This window comes from Promicromonospora sp. NPDC019610, assembly GCF_044389365.1.
In the GTDB taxonomy this organism is placed as follows: Bacteria; Actinomycetota; Actinomycetes; order Actinomycetales; family Cellulomonadaceae; genus Promicromonospora.
The window spans coordinates 746,960-761,929 of record NZ_JBIRXX010000001.1 but is presented as its reverse complement, the minus strand read 5'-3'; the positions used below and the strand labels follow the sequence as shown (position 1 = coordinate 761,929).

At 73.3% G+C, this 14,970-nt stretch carries 14 protein-coding genes; 8 read left to right on the top strand and 6 right to left on the bottom strand.

The window, feature by feature from the left end; all coding sequences use genetic code 11:
• Positions 1-64 precede the first annotated feature (64 nt).
• Positions 65-1,165, bottom strand: a complete 1,101-nt coding sequence (locus ACH45N_RS03335) for a sugar kinase (RefSeq protein WP_397391131.1) — start codon at positions 1,163-1,165, stop codon at positions 65-67.
• Positions 1,162-1,836 (bottom strand): bifunctional 4-hydroxy-2-oxoglutarate aldolase/2-dehydro-3-deoxy-phosphogluconate aldolase, encoded by a 675-nt coding sequence (gene eda / locus ACH45N_RS03330; protein WP_397391129.1) that lies wholly within the window; start codon positions 1,834-1,836, stop codon positions 1,162-1,164. The genes ACH45N_RS03335 and eda overlap by 4 nt, the downstream gene beginning before the upstream one ends.
• Before the next feature lie 69 nt (positions 1,837-1,905).
• Between eda and ACH45N_RS03325 the strand changes: the two genes are divergently transcribed.
• Entirely contained in the window at positions 1,906-2,652 is a 747-nt protein-coding gene (locus tag ACH45N_RS03325; RefSeq protein WP_397391127.1) for an IclR family transcriptional regulator, read from the top strand.
• A gap of 255 nt (positions 2,653-2,907) precedes the next feature.
• On the opposite strand, the gene ACH45N_RS03320 is transcribed toward ACH45N_RS03325, so the two are convergent.
• On the bottom strand, positions 2,908-5,469 hold the full coding sequence (locus ACH45N_RS03320) for an ATP-dependent Clp protease ATP-binding subunit (RefSeq protein WP_397391125.1): 2,562 nt from the start codon (positions 5,467-5,469) through the stop codon (positions 2,908-2,910).
• A gap of 296 nt (positions 5,470-5,765) precedes the next feature.
• Between ACH45N_RS03320 and ACH45N_RS03315 the strand changes: the two genes are divergently transcribed.
• From ACH45N_RS03315 to ACH45N_RS03305, 3 genes are all read left to right on the top strand, one after another.
• On the top strand, positions 5,766-6,386 hold the full coding sequence (locus ACH45N_RS03315; protein ID WP_397391123.1) for a hypothetical protein: 621 nt from the start codon (positions 5,766-5,768) through the stop codon (positions 6,384-6,386).
• Positions 6,387-6,420: 34 nt separating this feature from the next.
• Entirely contained in the window at positions 6,421-7,281 is an 861-nt protein-coding gene (locus ACH45N_RS03310; protein WP_397391121.1) for a hypothetical protein, read from the top strand.
• A gap of 98 nt (positions 7,282-7,379) precedes the next feature.
• A complete protein-coding gene (locus ACH45N_RS03305) occupies positions 7,380-7,985 on the top strand; it encodes an alpha/beta family hydrolase (RefSeq protein WP_397391119.1) in 606 nt (201 codons plus the stop codon).
• 33 nt (positions 7,986-8,018) lie between these two features.
• On the opposite strand, the gene def is transcribed toward ACH45N_RS03305, so the two are convergent.
• Positions 8,019-8,708: a peptide deformylase gene (def, locus tag ACH45N_RS03300; protein WP_397391117.1), complete on the bottom strand. Its 690-nt coding sequence runs from the start codon at positions 8,706-8,708 to the stop codon at positions 8,019-8,021.
• Positions 8,709-8,731: 23 nt separating this feature from the next.
• On the opposite strand from def, the gene zapE reads away from it, so the two are divergent.
• The 3 genes from zapE to ACH45N_RS03285 all read left to right on the top strand — a co-directional run bounded on the left by zapE (position 8,732) and on the right by ACH45N_RS03285 (position 10,750).
• Positions 8,732-9,841: a cell division protein ZapE gene (gene zapE / locus ACH45N_RS03295; protein WP_397391115.1), complete on the top strand. Its 1,110-nt coding sequence runs from the start codon at positions 8,732-8,734 to the stop codon at positions 9,839-9,841.
• On the top strand, positions 9,838-10,275 hold the full coding sequence (locus tag ACH45N_RS03290; RefSeq protein ID WP_397391113.1) for a DUF2809 domain-containing protein: 438 nt from the start codon (positions 9,838-9,840) through the stop codon (positions 10,273-10,275). Before zapE ends, ACH45N_RS03290 begins: the two co-directional genes overlap by 4 nt.
• Before the next feature lie 85 nt (positions 10,276-10,360).
• On the top strand, positions 10,361-10,750 hold the full coding sequence (locus tag ACH45N_RS03285) for a DoxX family protein (protein WP_397391111.1): 390 nt from the start codon (positions 10,361-10,363) through the stop codon (positions 10,748-10,750).
• 67 nt (positions 10,751-10,817) lie between these two features.
• Here the strand turns inward: ACH45N_RS03285 and ACH45N_RS03280 are convergent, their stop codons facing one another.
• Both ACH45N_RS03280 and ACH45N_RS03275 read right to left on the bottom strand, forming a co-directional pair.
• Positions 10,818-11,951: an aminopeptidase P family protein gene (locus ACH45N_RS03280; protein ID WP_397391109.1), complete on the bottom strand. Its 1,134-nt coding sequence runs from the start codon at positions 11,949-11,951 to the stop codon at positions 10,818-10,820.
• A complete protein-coding gene (locus ACH45N_RS03275) occupies positions 11,948-13,483 on the bottom strand; it encodes an MFS transporter (protein ID WP_397391107.1) in 1,536 nt (511 codons plus the stop codon). Before ACH45N_RS03275 ends, ACH45N_RS03280 begins: the two co-directional genes overlap by 4 nt.
• 168 nt (positions 13,484-13,651) lie before the next feature.
• Between ACH45N_RS03275 and ACH45N_RS03270 the strand changes: the two genes are divergently transcribed.
• Positions 13,652-14,563 (top strand): alpha/beta hydrolase, encoded by a 912-nt coding sequence (locus tag ACH45N_RS03270; protein WP_397391105.1) that lies wholly within the window; start codon positions 13,652-13,654, stop codon positions 14,561-14,563.
• The last annotated feature ends 407 nt before the right edge of the window (positions 14,564-14,970 follow it).

The window sequence follows — 14,970 nt, the reverse complement described above, 5'->3', positions numbered from 1 at the left end:
GTCCGGTGCGCGGACACCCGCCGACGGTGTCCCGGCCATGCCCCGACCTCGCCCCGCGACCTCGTCAGCGCTGCACGCGCGCGCTGCCCCCGCCGGCCAGCTTGGCCACCTCGGCGAGCGTCGCCATGGTGGTGTCGCCGGGGGTGGTCATGGCCAGTGCGCCGTGCGCCGCGCCGTACTCGACGGCCTCCTGGAGCGAGCCGAGCTCCATCAACCCGTAGGCCAGCCCGGAGGCGAACGAGTCGCCGCCGCCCACGCGGTCGAAGATCTCCAGGTCCGCCCGGTGGGTCGCCTCGGCGAAGCCCTCCTTGCGGGACCAGGCGATGGCGCCCCAGTCGTTGCGCGACGCCGACCGCACCCCGCGCAGCGTCGTCGCGATCACCTGGAAGTTCGGGTACGCCTCCGACGCCGTCTCGATCATGGCCCGGAACGCGCCCGTGTCCAGGTCGGTCAGGTTCTCGTCGACGCCCTCGACCTCGAAGCCGAGCGAGGCCGTGAAGTCCTCCTCGTTGCCGATCATCACGTCCACGTGCTGCGCCAGACGGCGGTTGACCTCGCGCGCCCGCTCCTCGCCGCCGATGCCCTTCCACAGCGAGGGCCGGTAGTTCAGGTCGTACGAGACGATCGTGCCGTGCCGGCGGGCCGCGGACATGGCGGCCTCGGCGACGTCGGCCGACGACTCCGAGAGCGCGGCGAAGATACCGCCGGTGTGCAGCCAGCGCACGCCGCGGGAGAACAGCGCGTCCCAGTCCACGTCGTCGGGCTGCATCTGCGCGATGGCGGTGTGGCCGCGGTCGCTGACGCCCACGGCGCCGCGCGCGCCGAAGCCGCGCTCGGTGAAGTTCAGGCCGTTGCGCACCTCGCGGCCGATGCCGTCGTACGGCACCCACCGCACATACTGCGTGTCGAGGCCGCCCGTGAGCATGAAGTCCTCGACGAGCCGACCGATCTCGTTGTCGGCCAGCGCCGTCACGATCGCGCCGCGCAGGCCGAAGCAGCGCCGCAGGCCGCGGGCCACGTTGTACTCGCCGCCGCCCTCCCAGACGTCGAAGCTGCGGGCGGTGCGCACCCGGCGGTCGCCCGGGTCGAGGCGGAGCATGACCTCGCCGAGGGCGACGACGTCGTAGGCGCTCTCGTCGGCGGGGCGGACGTTCAGGGAGGTCATCGGTTCTCCTCGGTGGTCGAGCCTGTCGAGACCGCGGCCGCGAGGTCCACGGCGTCGCGGGTGCGGCGGGTGATCTCGGCCCAGTCCCCGGCGGTGACGAGCGAGCGGTCGACCATCCAGGAGCCGCCGACGGCCAGGACCGGCTTCAGGCCCAGGTAGTCGCCGAGGTTGGCGGCGCTGACGCCGCCGGTCGGCACGAACCGCAGGCCGGGGAACGGGGCGGAGAACGCCTTGATGGCGGCGGGTCCGCCCACCACGGAGGCGGGGAACAGCTTGACGACGTCGACGCCGAGGTCGAGCGCCGCCATGATCTCCGACGGCGTGGCGACGCCCGGCAGCACCGGGATGCCGTGCTCCTGCGCGCGGCGCACCACGGCGGCCGACAGCCCCGGGGACACGATGTAGCGGGCGCCCGCGTCGACGACGTCGTCGACCTGGGCCACCGTGGTGACGGTGCCCGCGCCGACCACGACGTCGGGCTGGTTCTTCGCGACCGCGCGGATGGCGTCGAGGCCGCCCGCGAGCCGCAGCGTGATCTCGGCGACGGGCAGCCCGCCGGCCACGAGCGCGTCCGCGAGCCGTGCGCCCTCGTCGGCGCCGTCGACCACGACGACCGGCACGAGCCGGTGCGCGGCGAGCGCCTCGAGGACCGGGTTGTCGGGGGATGACATGCGTGCTCCGTTTCGCTATGGTGAACGCTTGTTGTTCACTGCGAAACGCATGCTACGTGAGGGAGTCCCATGGAAGCCAGCCCGCTCGGCGGCGTGGACAAGGCGCTGCTGGCCCTCGACACCCTCGCGGGCTTCGGCGCCGCGGGCGCGCCCCTGGGCACGCTGGCCCAGGCGGTCGGCGTCAGCAAGCCGACCCTGCACCGCACGCTCGCCGCGCTGCGGCACCGCGGGTACGCGGAGCAGACGGCGGACGGCGCCTACCGCCTCGGCCCCTCGGCGCTGGCGCTCGGCAGCTCGTACCTGGCCGAGGAGAACCTGCCCGCGCTGCTGCACCCGGCCCTGACCGCGCTCAGCGCGGAGGTCGACGAGCTGGTGCACCTGGGCGTGCTCGCCGGGCGCGAGGTGGTCTACCTCGACAAGGTCGAGCCGCAGCGCGCGGTCCGCGTCTGGTCCGCCGTCGGACGCCGTCGCGCCGCCGCGACCACCGCGCTGGGCCGCGCCCTGCTGTCGGTCCAGGACCTCGACGACGCCGCGCTCGACCGGTTCGCCGGTTCCGACACCGGGGTGGGGCACCTGCGCGACGTGCTGCGCGACGCGCGGCGGAGCGGGATCGCCGGCGAGACCGAGGAGAACGAGCGCGGCATCGCGTGCATCGCCGTGCCGCTGCTGCGCGCGGGGCGGGCCGTCGCGGCGGTCAGCATCACGGCGCCGGTCGAGCGACTGCGCGGCGCTGCCCGGGCGGAGCGGGTCGGCGCGCTGCGGACGTCGCTGCCGCCGCTCCTCCCGGCGGGCCTGTCACTCCCGCCGGCGACCTGACGCCGTACCACCCACCTGACTCGCCCTCCCGACTCCGCCGAGTCAGCCAGGTGGTCCGACCAACCGCCTGACTCGGCCAGCCCGATACGCCGAGTCAGTCGGTTGGTCCGACCACCTGACTGACTCGGCATCGTCGACCACCTGACTGACTCGACCAACCGACTGACTCGGCATCGCAGGCCGGGCATGACGAAGGCCCGGCCATCCCTCTCGGGGTGGCCGGGCCTTGTGTCAGGACCGGGTCCTACCGGGCGGTCACGCCCCGCCGGCCGCCATCTGGCCCGACGGCGGCAGGTCCCGCGGCACCAGACCGGCGCCCGCGGGCACCGACTGGGGCTCGGCCGGGGTCGGCCGACGACGCTCGTCCCGCTCCACACCCTGGAAGCTGAACTCGCCGAGGATGCCCTCGCCCTCGCCGTCGACGATCACGAGCTGACCCGCCGTGAGCTCGCCGAACAGGATCTTCTCGGACAGCGTGTCCTCGATCTCCCGCTGGATCGCCCTCTTGAGCGGACGGGCGCCGAGCACCGGGTCGTAGCCCTTCTCCGCCAGCAGGTGCTTCGCGGCGGGGGTGAGCTCGATGCCCATGTCCCGGTCGCGCAGGCGACGGTCGAGCTTCGCGATCTCCAGGTCGACGATCTCGATGATCTCGTCCTGCGAGAGCTGCGGGAACACGACCACGTCGTCGACGCGGTTGAGGAACTCCGGCCGGAAGTGCTGCTTGAGCTCCTCGTTGACCTTGGCCTTCATGCGCTCGTAGGAGGTCACCAGGTCGCCGCCGGCGTTGAAGCCGGTCTGGACGCCCTTGGCGATGTCCCGCGTGCCCAGGTTGGTGGTCATGATGATCACGGTGTTCTTGAAGTCGACCACGCGACCCTGCGAGTCCGTGAGGCGACCGTCCTCGAGCACCTGCAGCAGCGAGTTGAAGATGTCGGCGTGCGCCTTCTCCACCTCGTCGAACAGGACCACGGAGAACGGCTTGCGCCGCACCTTCTCGGTGAGCTGGCCACCCTCGTCGTAGCCGACGTATCCGGGCGGGGAGCCGAACAGTCGCGAGACCGTGTGCTTCTCCGAGAACTCGGACATGTCGAGCTGGATGAGGGCGTCCTCGTCACCGAACAGGAACTCGGCGAGCGCCTTGGCGAGCTCGGTCTTACCGACACCCGTGGGGCCGGCGAAGATGAACGAACCACCGGGACGCTTCGGGTCCTTGAGGCCGGCCCGCGTACGGCGGATCGCCTGCGACAGGGCCTTGATCGCGGCCTCCTGGCCGACGACCCGCTTGTGCAGCTCATCCTCCATGTGGAGCAGCCGGCTGGACTCCTCCTCGGTGAGCTTGACGACCGGGATGCCCGTGGACATCGCGAGGACCTCGGCGATCAGCTCGTCGTCGACCTCCGCGACCGTGTCCAGGTCGCCCGACTTCCAGGCCTTCTCCTTGTCCGCGCGGACCTGCGTGAGCTGCTTCTCCTTGTCACGCAGCCCGGCGGCCTTCTCGAAGTCCTGCTCGTCGATCGCCGACTCCTTCTCGCGGCGCGCCTCGGCGATGGACTCGTCGAGCTCCTTGAGCTCCGGCGGCGCCGTCATCCGACGGATGCGGAGCCGCGCCCCGGCCTCGTCGATCAGGTCGATCGCCTTGTCCGGGAGGAACCGGTCGTTGATGTACCGGTCCGCGAGCGTGGCGGCGGAGACCAGCGCGGAGTCCGTGATGGACACGCGGTGGTGCGCCTCGTAGCGGTCGCGCAGACCCTTGAGGATCTCGATGGCGTGCTCGAGCGACGGCTCGGCCACCTGGATCGGCTGGAAGCGACGCTCCAGGGCCGGGTCCTTCTCGACGTACTTGCGGTACTCGTCGAGGGTGGTGGCACCGATCGTCTGCAGCTCACCGCGAGCCAGCATGGGCTTCAGGATGGAGGCGGCGTCGATCGCGCCCTCGGCGGCACCCGCACCCACCAGGGTGTGGATCTCGTCGATGAACAGGATGATGTCGCCGCGGGTGCGGATCTCCTTGAGCACCTTCTTGAGGCGCTCCTCGAAGTCACCGCGGTAGCGCGAGCCGGCCACGAGGGCGCCCAGGTCCAGCGTGTAGAGCTGCTTGTCCTTGAGCGTCTCGGGGACGTCGCCCTTGACGATGTCCTGGGCGAGGCCCTCGACGACGGCCGTCTTGCCGACGCCGGGCTCGCCGATCAGCACCGGGTTGTTCTTGGTGCGGCGGGACAGCACCTGCATGACCCGCTCGATCTCCTGCGTGCGCCCGATGACCGGGTCGAGCTTGCCCTCGCGCGCGGCCTGGGTGAGGTTGCGGCCGAACTGGTCGAGCACGGCCGAGCCCGCGGGCTGACCCTCCTGAGGACCACCGGCGGAGACAGGCTCCTTGCCCTGGTAGCCGCTCAGCAGCTGGATGACCTGCTGGCGCACCTTGTTCAGGTCGGCACCCATCTTGGTGAGCACCTGTGCTGCCACGCCCTCACCCTCGCGGATGAGGCCGAGCAGGATGTGCTCCGTGCCGATGTAGTTGTGACCGAGCTGCAGCGCCTCGCGCAGAGACAGCTCAAGGACCTTCTTGGCACGCGGCGTGAACGGGATGTGCCCGCTCGGCGCCTGCTGCCCCTCACCGATGATCTCGGTGACCTGGGTGCGGACGCCGTCGAGCGAGATCCCGAGCGACTCCAGCGCCTTGGCGGCGACGCCCTCACCCTCGTGGATGAGGCCGAGCAGGATGTGCTCCGTGCCGATGTAGTTGTGGTTCAGCATCCGCGCCTCTTCCTGGGCGAGGACGACGACCCGACGGGCGCGATCCGTAAATCTCTCGAACATGTGCTGCTCCCTCACGAGCGGCGTACACCTGCACCGGCGGTACCAGGCCTGACCGCAATGACTCTATGCGCTCCCAACGCGCCCATGTACCGGTTGATGCCCATGTTCGCCAGGGGCGTGACGATGTACCACCCGCGGACGGCAAAGTCCGGGCCGGCGCGCGGCGACACGCCCGGACAAGCGGATTCGACGGCGAGTCCGGGCTGATTCCCGGCTGATTCCGGCGAAGGTCGTTGACGCCTCCCCGCGCACCCGGCAGTCTCGTTGTCAGACCCGCACCCGCGCCGGGAGGCCACATGGCGGACGAACCGAGCCCGACCCCCGAGTCCTGGGAACAGATCGTCGCGCGCTTCGCGCGCTTCTCCGGCGTCGTCGGCGAGGTCGACGACCCGCTGACCTGGGGCCTCGACCTCGTCGAGGAGGAAGTCACCGGGGTGTCCGACAGCACGGACCCCACCGAGGAACGCTTCCTGCGCTCCTACCGCACGTTCGCCGGCGAGACGGTGGAGGTCGAGACCCTCCGGGTCCCGGCCACCCCGGCGCAGGTCGAGGACATCGTCCGGGCCGCCTGCAGCGGCGCGCTCGTCGCCCCCCTGCATGCCGACGTCGACCCGGGCGCCTCGCCCGAGGTGGCCGACGTGGCCGACCTCGCCGAGTCGTACCAGGACTACCGCAGCGCGATGCGGGCCATCGTCGCCGAGGTGGACGACGTCCCGTGCGAGACCCGCCAGTTCCACGTCGACGGCACGGCCAAGCGCTGCATGCGGGTCACCGTGCGCGACGTGACCGCGGTCTACTCCCCCGCCGCCGACCGCGCGGTGGTGGTCACGGGGCCCGCCGACCTGGTGGACCGGATCGACGTCGTCACGCGGCCGATCCGCAACCTGCTCCACGGCGAGGAGGGGCCACGGTTCTGAACGGCTCCGCGGCCGCGGCGGTAGGATCGCCGCCGTGATCCGCACCACCGCCTCCGCCGCAGCGCTGCGGCCGACGGCACGTCACGTCACGGCACCTCGTGTCACGGCACCTCACGTCCCCGCACGTCGCCGGCTCTCCCTGACCCTGCTCCTCGTGTGCGTGCTCGCCCTGGCGGGCACCGCCGTCGTCGGGCAGCGGGCCGCGGCCACCGAGCGCAGCGGCGACGACATCTGGGTGAGCGCCGACGGCGTCGCCTTCGAGCGCGGGCGCGAGAGCGACGAGGTCACGTACGTGGTCCGGTCGCCGACGTCGAAGAGCGCCCGGTCGTACTCGCGCGACCTGACCCGGTCCGAGCAGAACCAGGGCTGGACATCGTTCCGGGAGGCCCGGCAGGCCTACCCGGACGGCTACTGCGTGGTCTGGGTCGAGGTGGAGGACGCGAGCAGCTGGCACGAGTCGGGCGACAACAGCGTGTGCACCGCCGTCGAGCAGGCCCCGGCCCCCACCTCCACGCCGACGCCGACGGCCACGCCCACGGCCGAGGAGACGAGCGGGGCCACGCCCACGCCGACCGCCACGGCCCCACCCGCCGCGGCCGAGCCCGCGGCGCCGACGTCGACCCCGACGCCCACGCCGACGCCCAGCCCCACCGCCTCGGCCACGGCCGGCCCGACGCCGTCGCCGACCGTCTCGGCGACACCCAGCCCCTCGCCGTCCCCGACGTCGACCCCGGCGCTGCTGCACGACCTCGGCGAGCCCGCCGCGGCCACCGTGCAGACTCCCGTCGCGGACGATGACGAGGTGATCACGCCGCTCGGCTGGGTCGCGGTGCTCGGCGGCGGCACGCTGCTGGCCCTCGGCGGCCTGCTGATGCTCTGGCGCCGGCTCACCTGACGCGGCGCCGGCCCGGGCCGGCGGCCCCCGGGCACCGCTCCAACCGGCTCCCGCCGTCCGCCCCGGCCGGACCGCCCCGCCCGGGGCAGACTGAGGCGGTGACCACTCCCGCAGGCCTCCTGCTGACCCCCGGCGCGGGCGCGAACCGCGACAGCCCGGCGCTCGTCACCGTCGAGCGCACCCTGGCCGACGCCGAGCCGCCCCTGCCCGTGCGCCGGGCCGACTTCCCGTACCGCCTGGAGGGACGCCGGATGCCGGACCGGGCGCCGGTCGCCGTCGAGCACCTGCGGACCGTGGCCGCCGCCTGGGCGAACGAGCTGGGCGTGGGCACGGACCGGCTGCTCCTGGGCGGGCGGTCGTACGGCGGGCGGATGTGCTCCATGGTGGTCGCCGAGGGGCTGCCCGCCGCCGGCCTGGTGCTGCTCAGCTACCCGCTGCACCCGCCCGGCCGCCCGGAGAAGCTCCGCGTCGAGCACTTCGGGCGGATCGAGGTGCCCACCCTCTTCGTGTCCGGCGACAAGGACCAGTTCGGCACGCCCGAGGAGCTCGCGGAGCACGTCGGCGCAATCCCCGGGCCGGTCACCACCGTGACGCTGTCGGGCGCGCACGACATGCGTGGCGTCGCGCGCGAGCAGGCCGTGGCGGACGCCGTGGCGACCTGGGTGCGGAACCTGTCAGACCCTCAGGTCACCCGGGGGACCTGAGGGTCTGACACGTTCGAGCGGGTCAGGAGCGGGTCAGCGGCCGCCGGCCGGCTTCTCCGGGTACTCCGGCGGCGTCTTCTCCAGCTCGATCGCGATCTCGCGGCGCTCGGCCACGATGTGCGGCCGCTCCTCGTCCCGCTGCTCCAGCGCGTCCGCCTGGAGCTCGGCGCTGAGGTGGTCCCAGTACAGGGTGCCGTCGAGGTGCTGGGACTCGTGGATGAAGCAGCGCGCCAGGTAGCCCGTGCCCGAGAGCTGCACCGGGCCGCCGTGCTGGTCCACGCCCCGCACCGTGGCCGCGCCGGGACGCTCCAGCGGCTCGTACGCACCGGGTATCGAGAGGCAGCCCTCCTCCTCGGTCTCGGGCTCGGCCTCCAGGTCCATCTCCAGCACCGGGTTCACGACGTGGCCCACGTGCCGGTCCCCGGACGCGTCCGTGAGGTCGTACACGAAGACCCGCAGGTCCACGCCCACCTGGGGCGCCGCGAGGCCCACGCCCTGCGCCGACTCCATGGTGGCGAAGAGGTCGTCGACCAGCCGGGCGAGCTCCGGGGTGGAGAACTCCTCGACGGTCCGCGCGGGGGTGTGCAGCACCGGCTCGCCGATCTCGGTGATGCGCAGCACCCGGCCGCGGTCCACCTCGGGGGCGGTCGCGGGGTACTCCTCGACCGGCTCGCCGAGCAGGTACGTGACGGGCTTACGTCGTCGGGGGCGGGTCCATGCCATGGCAGAGAGGGTACCTTCGACGCATGCCGTCCACGCCGATCCGCGACGCCGCAGGCGCCGCGGGCCACGTGCTCGACGCGGCGCAGCTCGCCGCCGCGGAGCACCTCGAGGACCTGCTGCACACCCTGGACGCCGGGCCGGGGCACGCCCGCCGCGACGCGGTGCGCGGCGCCTATCTCTGGGGGCCGGTGGGCCGCGGCAAGACCTGGCTCCTGGACCGGTTCCACGCGCGCGCGGGCGGCCCACGGTTCCACTTCCACGAGTTCTACCGGGCGCTGCACGCCGAGGTGTGGGCCCGTACGGGCACGCCCGACGCGATGGACCGTGCCCTGGACGCCCTGCTCGGCGGCTCCCGCGTGCTCTGCTTCGACGAGCTCCACCTGCACGACGCCGGGGACACCATGCTGCTCTCCCGTGCCCTGCGCACCCTGCTCGGCCGCGGGGTCACGCTCGTCGCGACGTCGAACTACCCGCCGCAGGGCCTGCTGCCGGACCCGCTGTTCCACGAGCTCGCGGAGCCCCTCATCGCACTGCTCGAGTCATCGCTCGACGTGCTGCGGGTGGACGGTCCGGTGGACTACCGCGAGCTCCGCGCGCCGGCTGTCCGGCCGGGCGGCGCGGCGGGTGCGGACGGCGCGGCGGGTGCGGACGGGCCGGGCGCGCGCGGCTGGCGGTCCGGCTCCGCGCTGCCGTCGGGACCGGCCTACCTCGCCGGCGCCGGGCTCACGTGGCCGACGGCGGACGAGGCGGCGGACGTGCCCCTGGGCGGCGGGCGGAGCGTGCGCGCCCTACGGGCGGCGGACGGGCTGGTGTGGTTCGACTTCGCCGGTCTCTGCGCGGCGCCCGTCTCCGCGCTGGACCTGCTGTCGCTGGCGGAGCGGTTCGACCGGTGGGTGGTGTCCGACGTCGTGCCGTTCGCCGACTGCCGGATCAGCACGCAGCAGCGGTTCGTGAACCTCGTGGACGTGCTCTACGACCGGGACCTGCCGCTGGTGCTGACCGCCCCGGGCCCGCTGGACGAGGTGCTCGTGGTGCCCGCCGGGCGCCCGGCACCCCCGGACCTGGCCCGCGCGACGAGCCGGCTGCGGCAGCTCGGGCAGGCCGAGCGCCTGGTCCCGGAGGGGCTGGGATGAGCGGCATGCGCCAGGCGACGGCGCGTCCGCGGGACGACGGCGCCGCGGCCGGGCTCCGCCGTCGGGTCGTCCCCGCCGTCGCGGCCGTGCTGACCGTGGTCGCGGGGTTGTCCGTGCGGTCGGTGCTCACGGGCGACGTCACCAAGTACGCGGGCGACGCGCTCTACGCGCTGCTGATCTTCTGGCTCGTGCTGGTGGTCGCGCCGCGCACCCGCGGGTGGGTGGCCGCGGTGGTGGCGTGCGGGGTGAGCGTCACGGTCGAGCTCTTCCAGCTCACCGGGATCCCCGCCGAGCTGGGCGCCCACAGCACGCTCGCCCGCCTGGTGCTCGGCACCACCTTCAACGCCCCGGACCTGCCCTGGTACGCCGTGGGGGCCGCCGCGGGGTGGGCGGTGCACCGGCTCGTCGCTCGTCGGGGTACCGCAGGGCGCTGACGATGCGCCCCCTGGGCACCGTCACGGTCCCGGCGCCCGTCTCGTCGGTGGGGGCATCAACCATCGACGGCACACGAGGACCCCGATGAACATCGCCCTGTGGACAGTGACCGGACTGCTCGCGCTCGCCTATGTGGCCGGCGGCGCGCTCAAGGTGCTCCTGAGCAAGCAACGGATCCGCGCGACGGGCGGTGACTCCGCGGCCTGGACCGACGACGTCGGCCCGGCGAGGATCAAGACGATCGGCGTGCTGGAGATCCTGGGCGGGCTCGGCCTCGTACTGCCGGCCCTGACGGGCATCGCGCCGGAGCTGGTGCCGCTCGCGGCGCTCGGCCTGGCGATGATCATGGTGGGCGCGGCGGTCACGCGGGCCTCCCGCCGGGAGTACCGGCTCCTGGTGGCGGACCTGGCCTACCTCGCGGCGATCACGTTCGTGCTGTGGGGCCGGCTCGGACCCGTTCCGCTGGCCGCCTGAGGGACCGCCGCAGGTACGCCACCGAGCCGCCGTCGGGTCGGTCGCCGACGGGCCCGGCGCCGGCCGGTCACTCGACGCTGCGCAGCGCGTGGTCGCTGGTGTTCAGCCGGCGCGCGCCGTCCGCGGTGACCGTGACGATGTCCTCGATCCGCACGCCGAAGCGGCCGGGCAGGTAGATGCCGGGCTCGACCGAGAAGCACATGCCGGGCACCATCGGCAGCTCCTCGCCCTCGATCATGTACGGCGGCTCGTGGGTGGTGACGCCGATGCCGTGGCCGGTGCGGTGGATGAACTGCTCGCCGTACCCGGCCTCGGTGATCAGCCGCCGCGCCGCCCGGTCGACCTCCTGGCAGGCCGCCCCCGGCCGGACCGCGTCGACGCCGGCCTGCTGGGCCTGCCGCACGATCTCGTGCACCTCGCGGATCTGCGCGGTGGGTTCGCCGACGCACACCGTGCGGCTGGTGTCGGAGCCGTAGCCGAACATCAGGCCGCCGAAGTCGAGCACGACGCAGTCGCCGTCCTGGATCTTGCGCACTCCTGCTTCGTGGTGGGGGTTGGCCCCGTTGGGCCCGGACCCCACCACGGTGAAGTCGACCTGCTCGTGGCCGTGGGCGCGCAGCAGGTCGGCGAGGTCTGCGGCGACCTCGGTCTCCTGGCGGCCCGCGAAGCGCACGCGCAGGATCTCCTCGTAGGTCGCGTCGGCGGCCGCGCCCGCGGCGGCCAGGCGCGCCAGCTCGTTCTCGTCCTTGACGGCGCGCAGCATCGGGAGCTGGTGGGTCAGCGACCGGTAGCGTGACGCGGGCAGCGCCGTCTGCAGCCCCAGCAGGTGCAGGGCCCAGGTGTTGTCGGACACGCCGAACGTCCCGTCCGGGCGCAGCAGGTCGCGGACGACGTCGTAGGGGTCTGCGCCGTCCAGCCAGCCCACGAGCGTGGTCGCCGGGGCGCCCTCGGCCCGCTCGGCGTCCGGCCGCTCCAGGGTCGGGACCAGCAGCGTGGGTTCCCGGTCCGGGGTGAGGAGCAGCATCGTGAGCCGCTCGGTGATCGCCGTGGGCTGGTACCCGGTGAGCCAGACCAGGTCGGGGCCGGGGGCGACCAGCACGCCGTCGAGGCCGGCGGCCCGGGCGTCGTCGACCACCCGCGCCATCCGGGCGGCGTAGTCCCGGGTGGTGAACGGGACGGCGGTCAGCGGTTCGGTGCTCATGGCGTCTCTCCCGAGGGGTGGTCGACCGACGCGGTGTCGGTCGCGACATCGCGCGCGGCCGCGGTCGTGGGCAGCGTGTGCAGGTGCGCGGCGGCGGCCGCGGCCGAGTCGGACATCGTGCCGCGGCCGGCCGGGTGCCGCACGATGACGACCACGGCGAGCAGCAGGCCCAGCGCGCTGAACACCGCCATCACCCAGGACGCCGCGGCGAGGCCCGACGCGAGGGCGTCGGCGTCCCCGGCGCCGTCCGCCACCTGGTGGGCGGTGACGGTGGCGTAGATGGTCGCCGCCAGGGCGGTCGCGACGGCGGCCCCGACGTACCTTGCCATGTTGGAGAAGCCCGAGGCCTCCCCCACCTGCTCGGGCGACACGGCCGCCGTCGCCGCCGACGACGACGGCCCGTTCGACAGCCCCATGCCCACGGCGATCGCGATCAGCGGCAGCAGGAACGTCGCGTACTGCCACGACGCGTCGGTGAACCCGATCAGCACGAAACCGGCCGTCGTGATCGCGAACCCGGCGCCGATGGCCTGGCGAGGGCCGAACCGGGCGGCGAGCCGGGGCACCAGCGGGGCGATGACCACGAGGCCCACCGTAGCGGGCAGCGTGGCGAGGCCCGCCTGCAGGGGCGAGAGGTCGAGGGTGGACGGGTCCTGGAAGTAGAGGCTGAGCAGGTACATCAGGCCGTTGATCGTGCCGGCGCCGATCAGGATGGCGATGGTCGTGCCGACCAGGGTGCGGTTGCGCAGCAGGGCCAGGTCCAGGAGCGGCGCCCGGACCCGCCGCTCGGTCCGTACGAACGCCCAGCCGGCGACCAGGGTGATCGCGAAGCAGGTGAGCGTGGGCACCGACAACCAGCCCCACTCGCCGCTCTTGCTCACCCCGAGGATCAGCGGCATCAGGGTGACCGCGATCAGGACGGTGCCGAGGTAGTCGACCGAGCGGGGCGCCTCGGGGTCGCTCGACTCCGCGACCGTGAAGAACGTGAGCACCATGCACAGCACCGCGACGCCGGCGTCGATCCAGAACAGCCCCTGCCAGCCCGTCACGTCGACGAGCACGCCCCCGACCAGCGGCCCTGCGGCCGCGCCGACCGCCGCCGCCGCGCCCCACAGCGAGACGGCACGGAGGTTCTCGTCCCCCTTGGTGGCCACCGACAGGAGGCTCAGCCCGCAGGCCAGGATGGTCGCGCCGGCCGCACCCTGGACGACCCGGCCCGCGATCACCATGCCGCCCGACTGCGCCAGCGCGATCAGCACGCAGGAGACGACGAACAGCGCCAGGCCGAGCTGGAAGACCCGCTTGCGGCCGAAGACGTCGCCCAGGGAGCCCGACGTGATGATGACGGCGGCCCCGACGAGCGAGTAGCCGGTGACGGCCCACTGGAGGGTGTCGACCGAGGTCCCGGTGTCCTCGCTGATCGCCGGCAGCAGGATGCTGACGGCGGAGGTGTTGGCGTTGACGACCAGGGTGGAGATGCAGGTCGCCGCGAGCACCCCACCGGCGCCGACCGACGTGTCCGTCGCGCTCATCCGAGGCCCCTCATGCGCGTGAGGGTAGGGGCCGGCGGGCGCCTCGTCGTCACCCGAACTGGGTGAGTGCGGCAGGCGTGCCGGTGTACGCCGTGACCGTTCTCGACGTGCCTCGGCCGCTCAATTCTCCTGGTGGGAGACGTCGGCAGGGTCGTAGGTTGGGCGGCGATGAACCTCGGACGCTCCCACCTGATCGATCCCCGGCTCCGGTCCCTCGTCGAGGAGACCAGCGAGTTCTACGCCCACCGCCCGGCCGGGCAGGGCCCCCGCGGCCGGGAGGAGCTGTTGGCCGTGCGCGCGCGGGTCGCCAACCCCGCCGCCGCGGACCCGCCGCCCGTCGAGGAGGTCGTCAGCGCCGGCGGGCGCGACGTCCGCGTGCGGATCCACGAACCGGTGGGCGCGCCGAACTCCGGTGTGCTCCTCGAGCTCCACGGCGGCGGCTTCTACCTGGGCACGGCGGCCGGCAGCGACGTCCGCGACCGGGCGCTCGCCGACGCGCTCGGCATCACCGTGGTCGGCGTCGACTACCGCCTCGCGCCCGAGGACCCGTGGCCCGCGGCCCCCGACGACTGCGAGACCGCCGCGCTCTGGATCGCCGAACACCTGTCCGAACGCTTCGGCACCAGCAGGTTCGCGGTCGGCGGCTTCTCGGCCGGCGCCACGCTCGCGGTGACCACGCTCGTGCGCCTGCGTGACCGGGGAGTCGACGCCGTCGACGCGGCGGTGCTCCAGTTCGGCACCTACGACCTCAGCGCGCGGACGCCGGCGGGCCGCCTCATCGCCGACGAGTACTTCATCGAGGCCTATGCGGGGTCCGTCCCGGACCGGACGGTGCCGGACGTCTCCCCCGTGTACGCCGACCTGACCGGCCTGCCGCCCGTCCTCATGGTCGTGGGTGAGGCGGACATCCTGCTGGAGGACAACCTCGCGATGGCCGCACGCCTGTCCGCGGCCGGCGTGGACATCGACCTCCGCCTGTATCCCGGTGCCCCGCACGCGTTCACGGGCCACCCGACACCCATGGGGCGGGCGGCGCTCGACGACATCGAGTCCTGGCTCGGGGGCCGGCTCGGGTCGTAGGCGCGGGGTTCCGCTGGATGCGGCCTCTGCAACGCAGGAAGGCCAGGTCAGAAACTAGCTTCTGACCTGGCCTGTCTGAGCCGCCTGTGGGAATCGAACCCACGACCTTCTCATTACGAGAACGTCCCTGAGCCCTGCGGGCCGGATCCTCCGCCTCGTTCCGCGTGCATGCGGTGCGCTCGAACCAGGCGTTCGCTCGGTGGGGGTGCGCGGGGGGTGCGCGGAATCGGAGCTGTCATCGCGGGTCTGTGACCCAACATGCTCCTGCTTCGGGGTCCCTGTTCCTCCGTCATCCGTTGGCGCGGGGCACGTCTCGGACGTCGGTTCTGCCGGTAGTGCAACAGGTCCCGCCCGTCATGGTCTGGTGCGGTGGTGCTGGGGGTCGGCGGGACCTGTTGCGCTGGCGG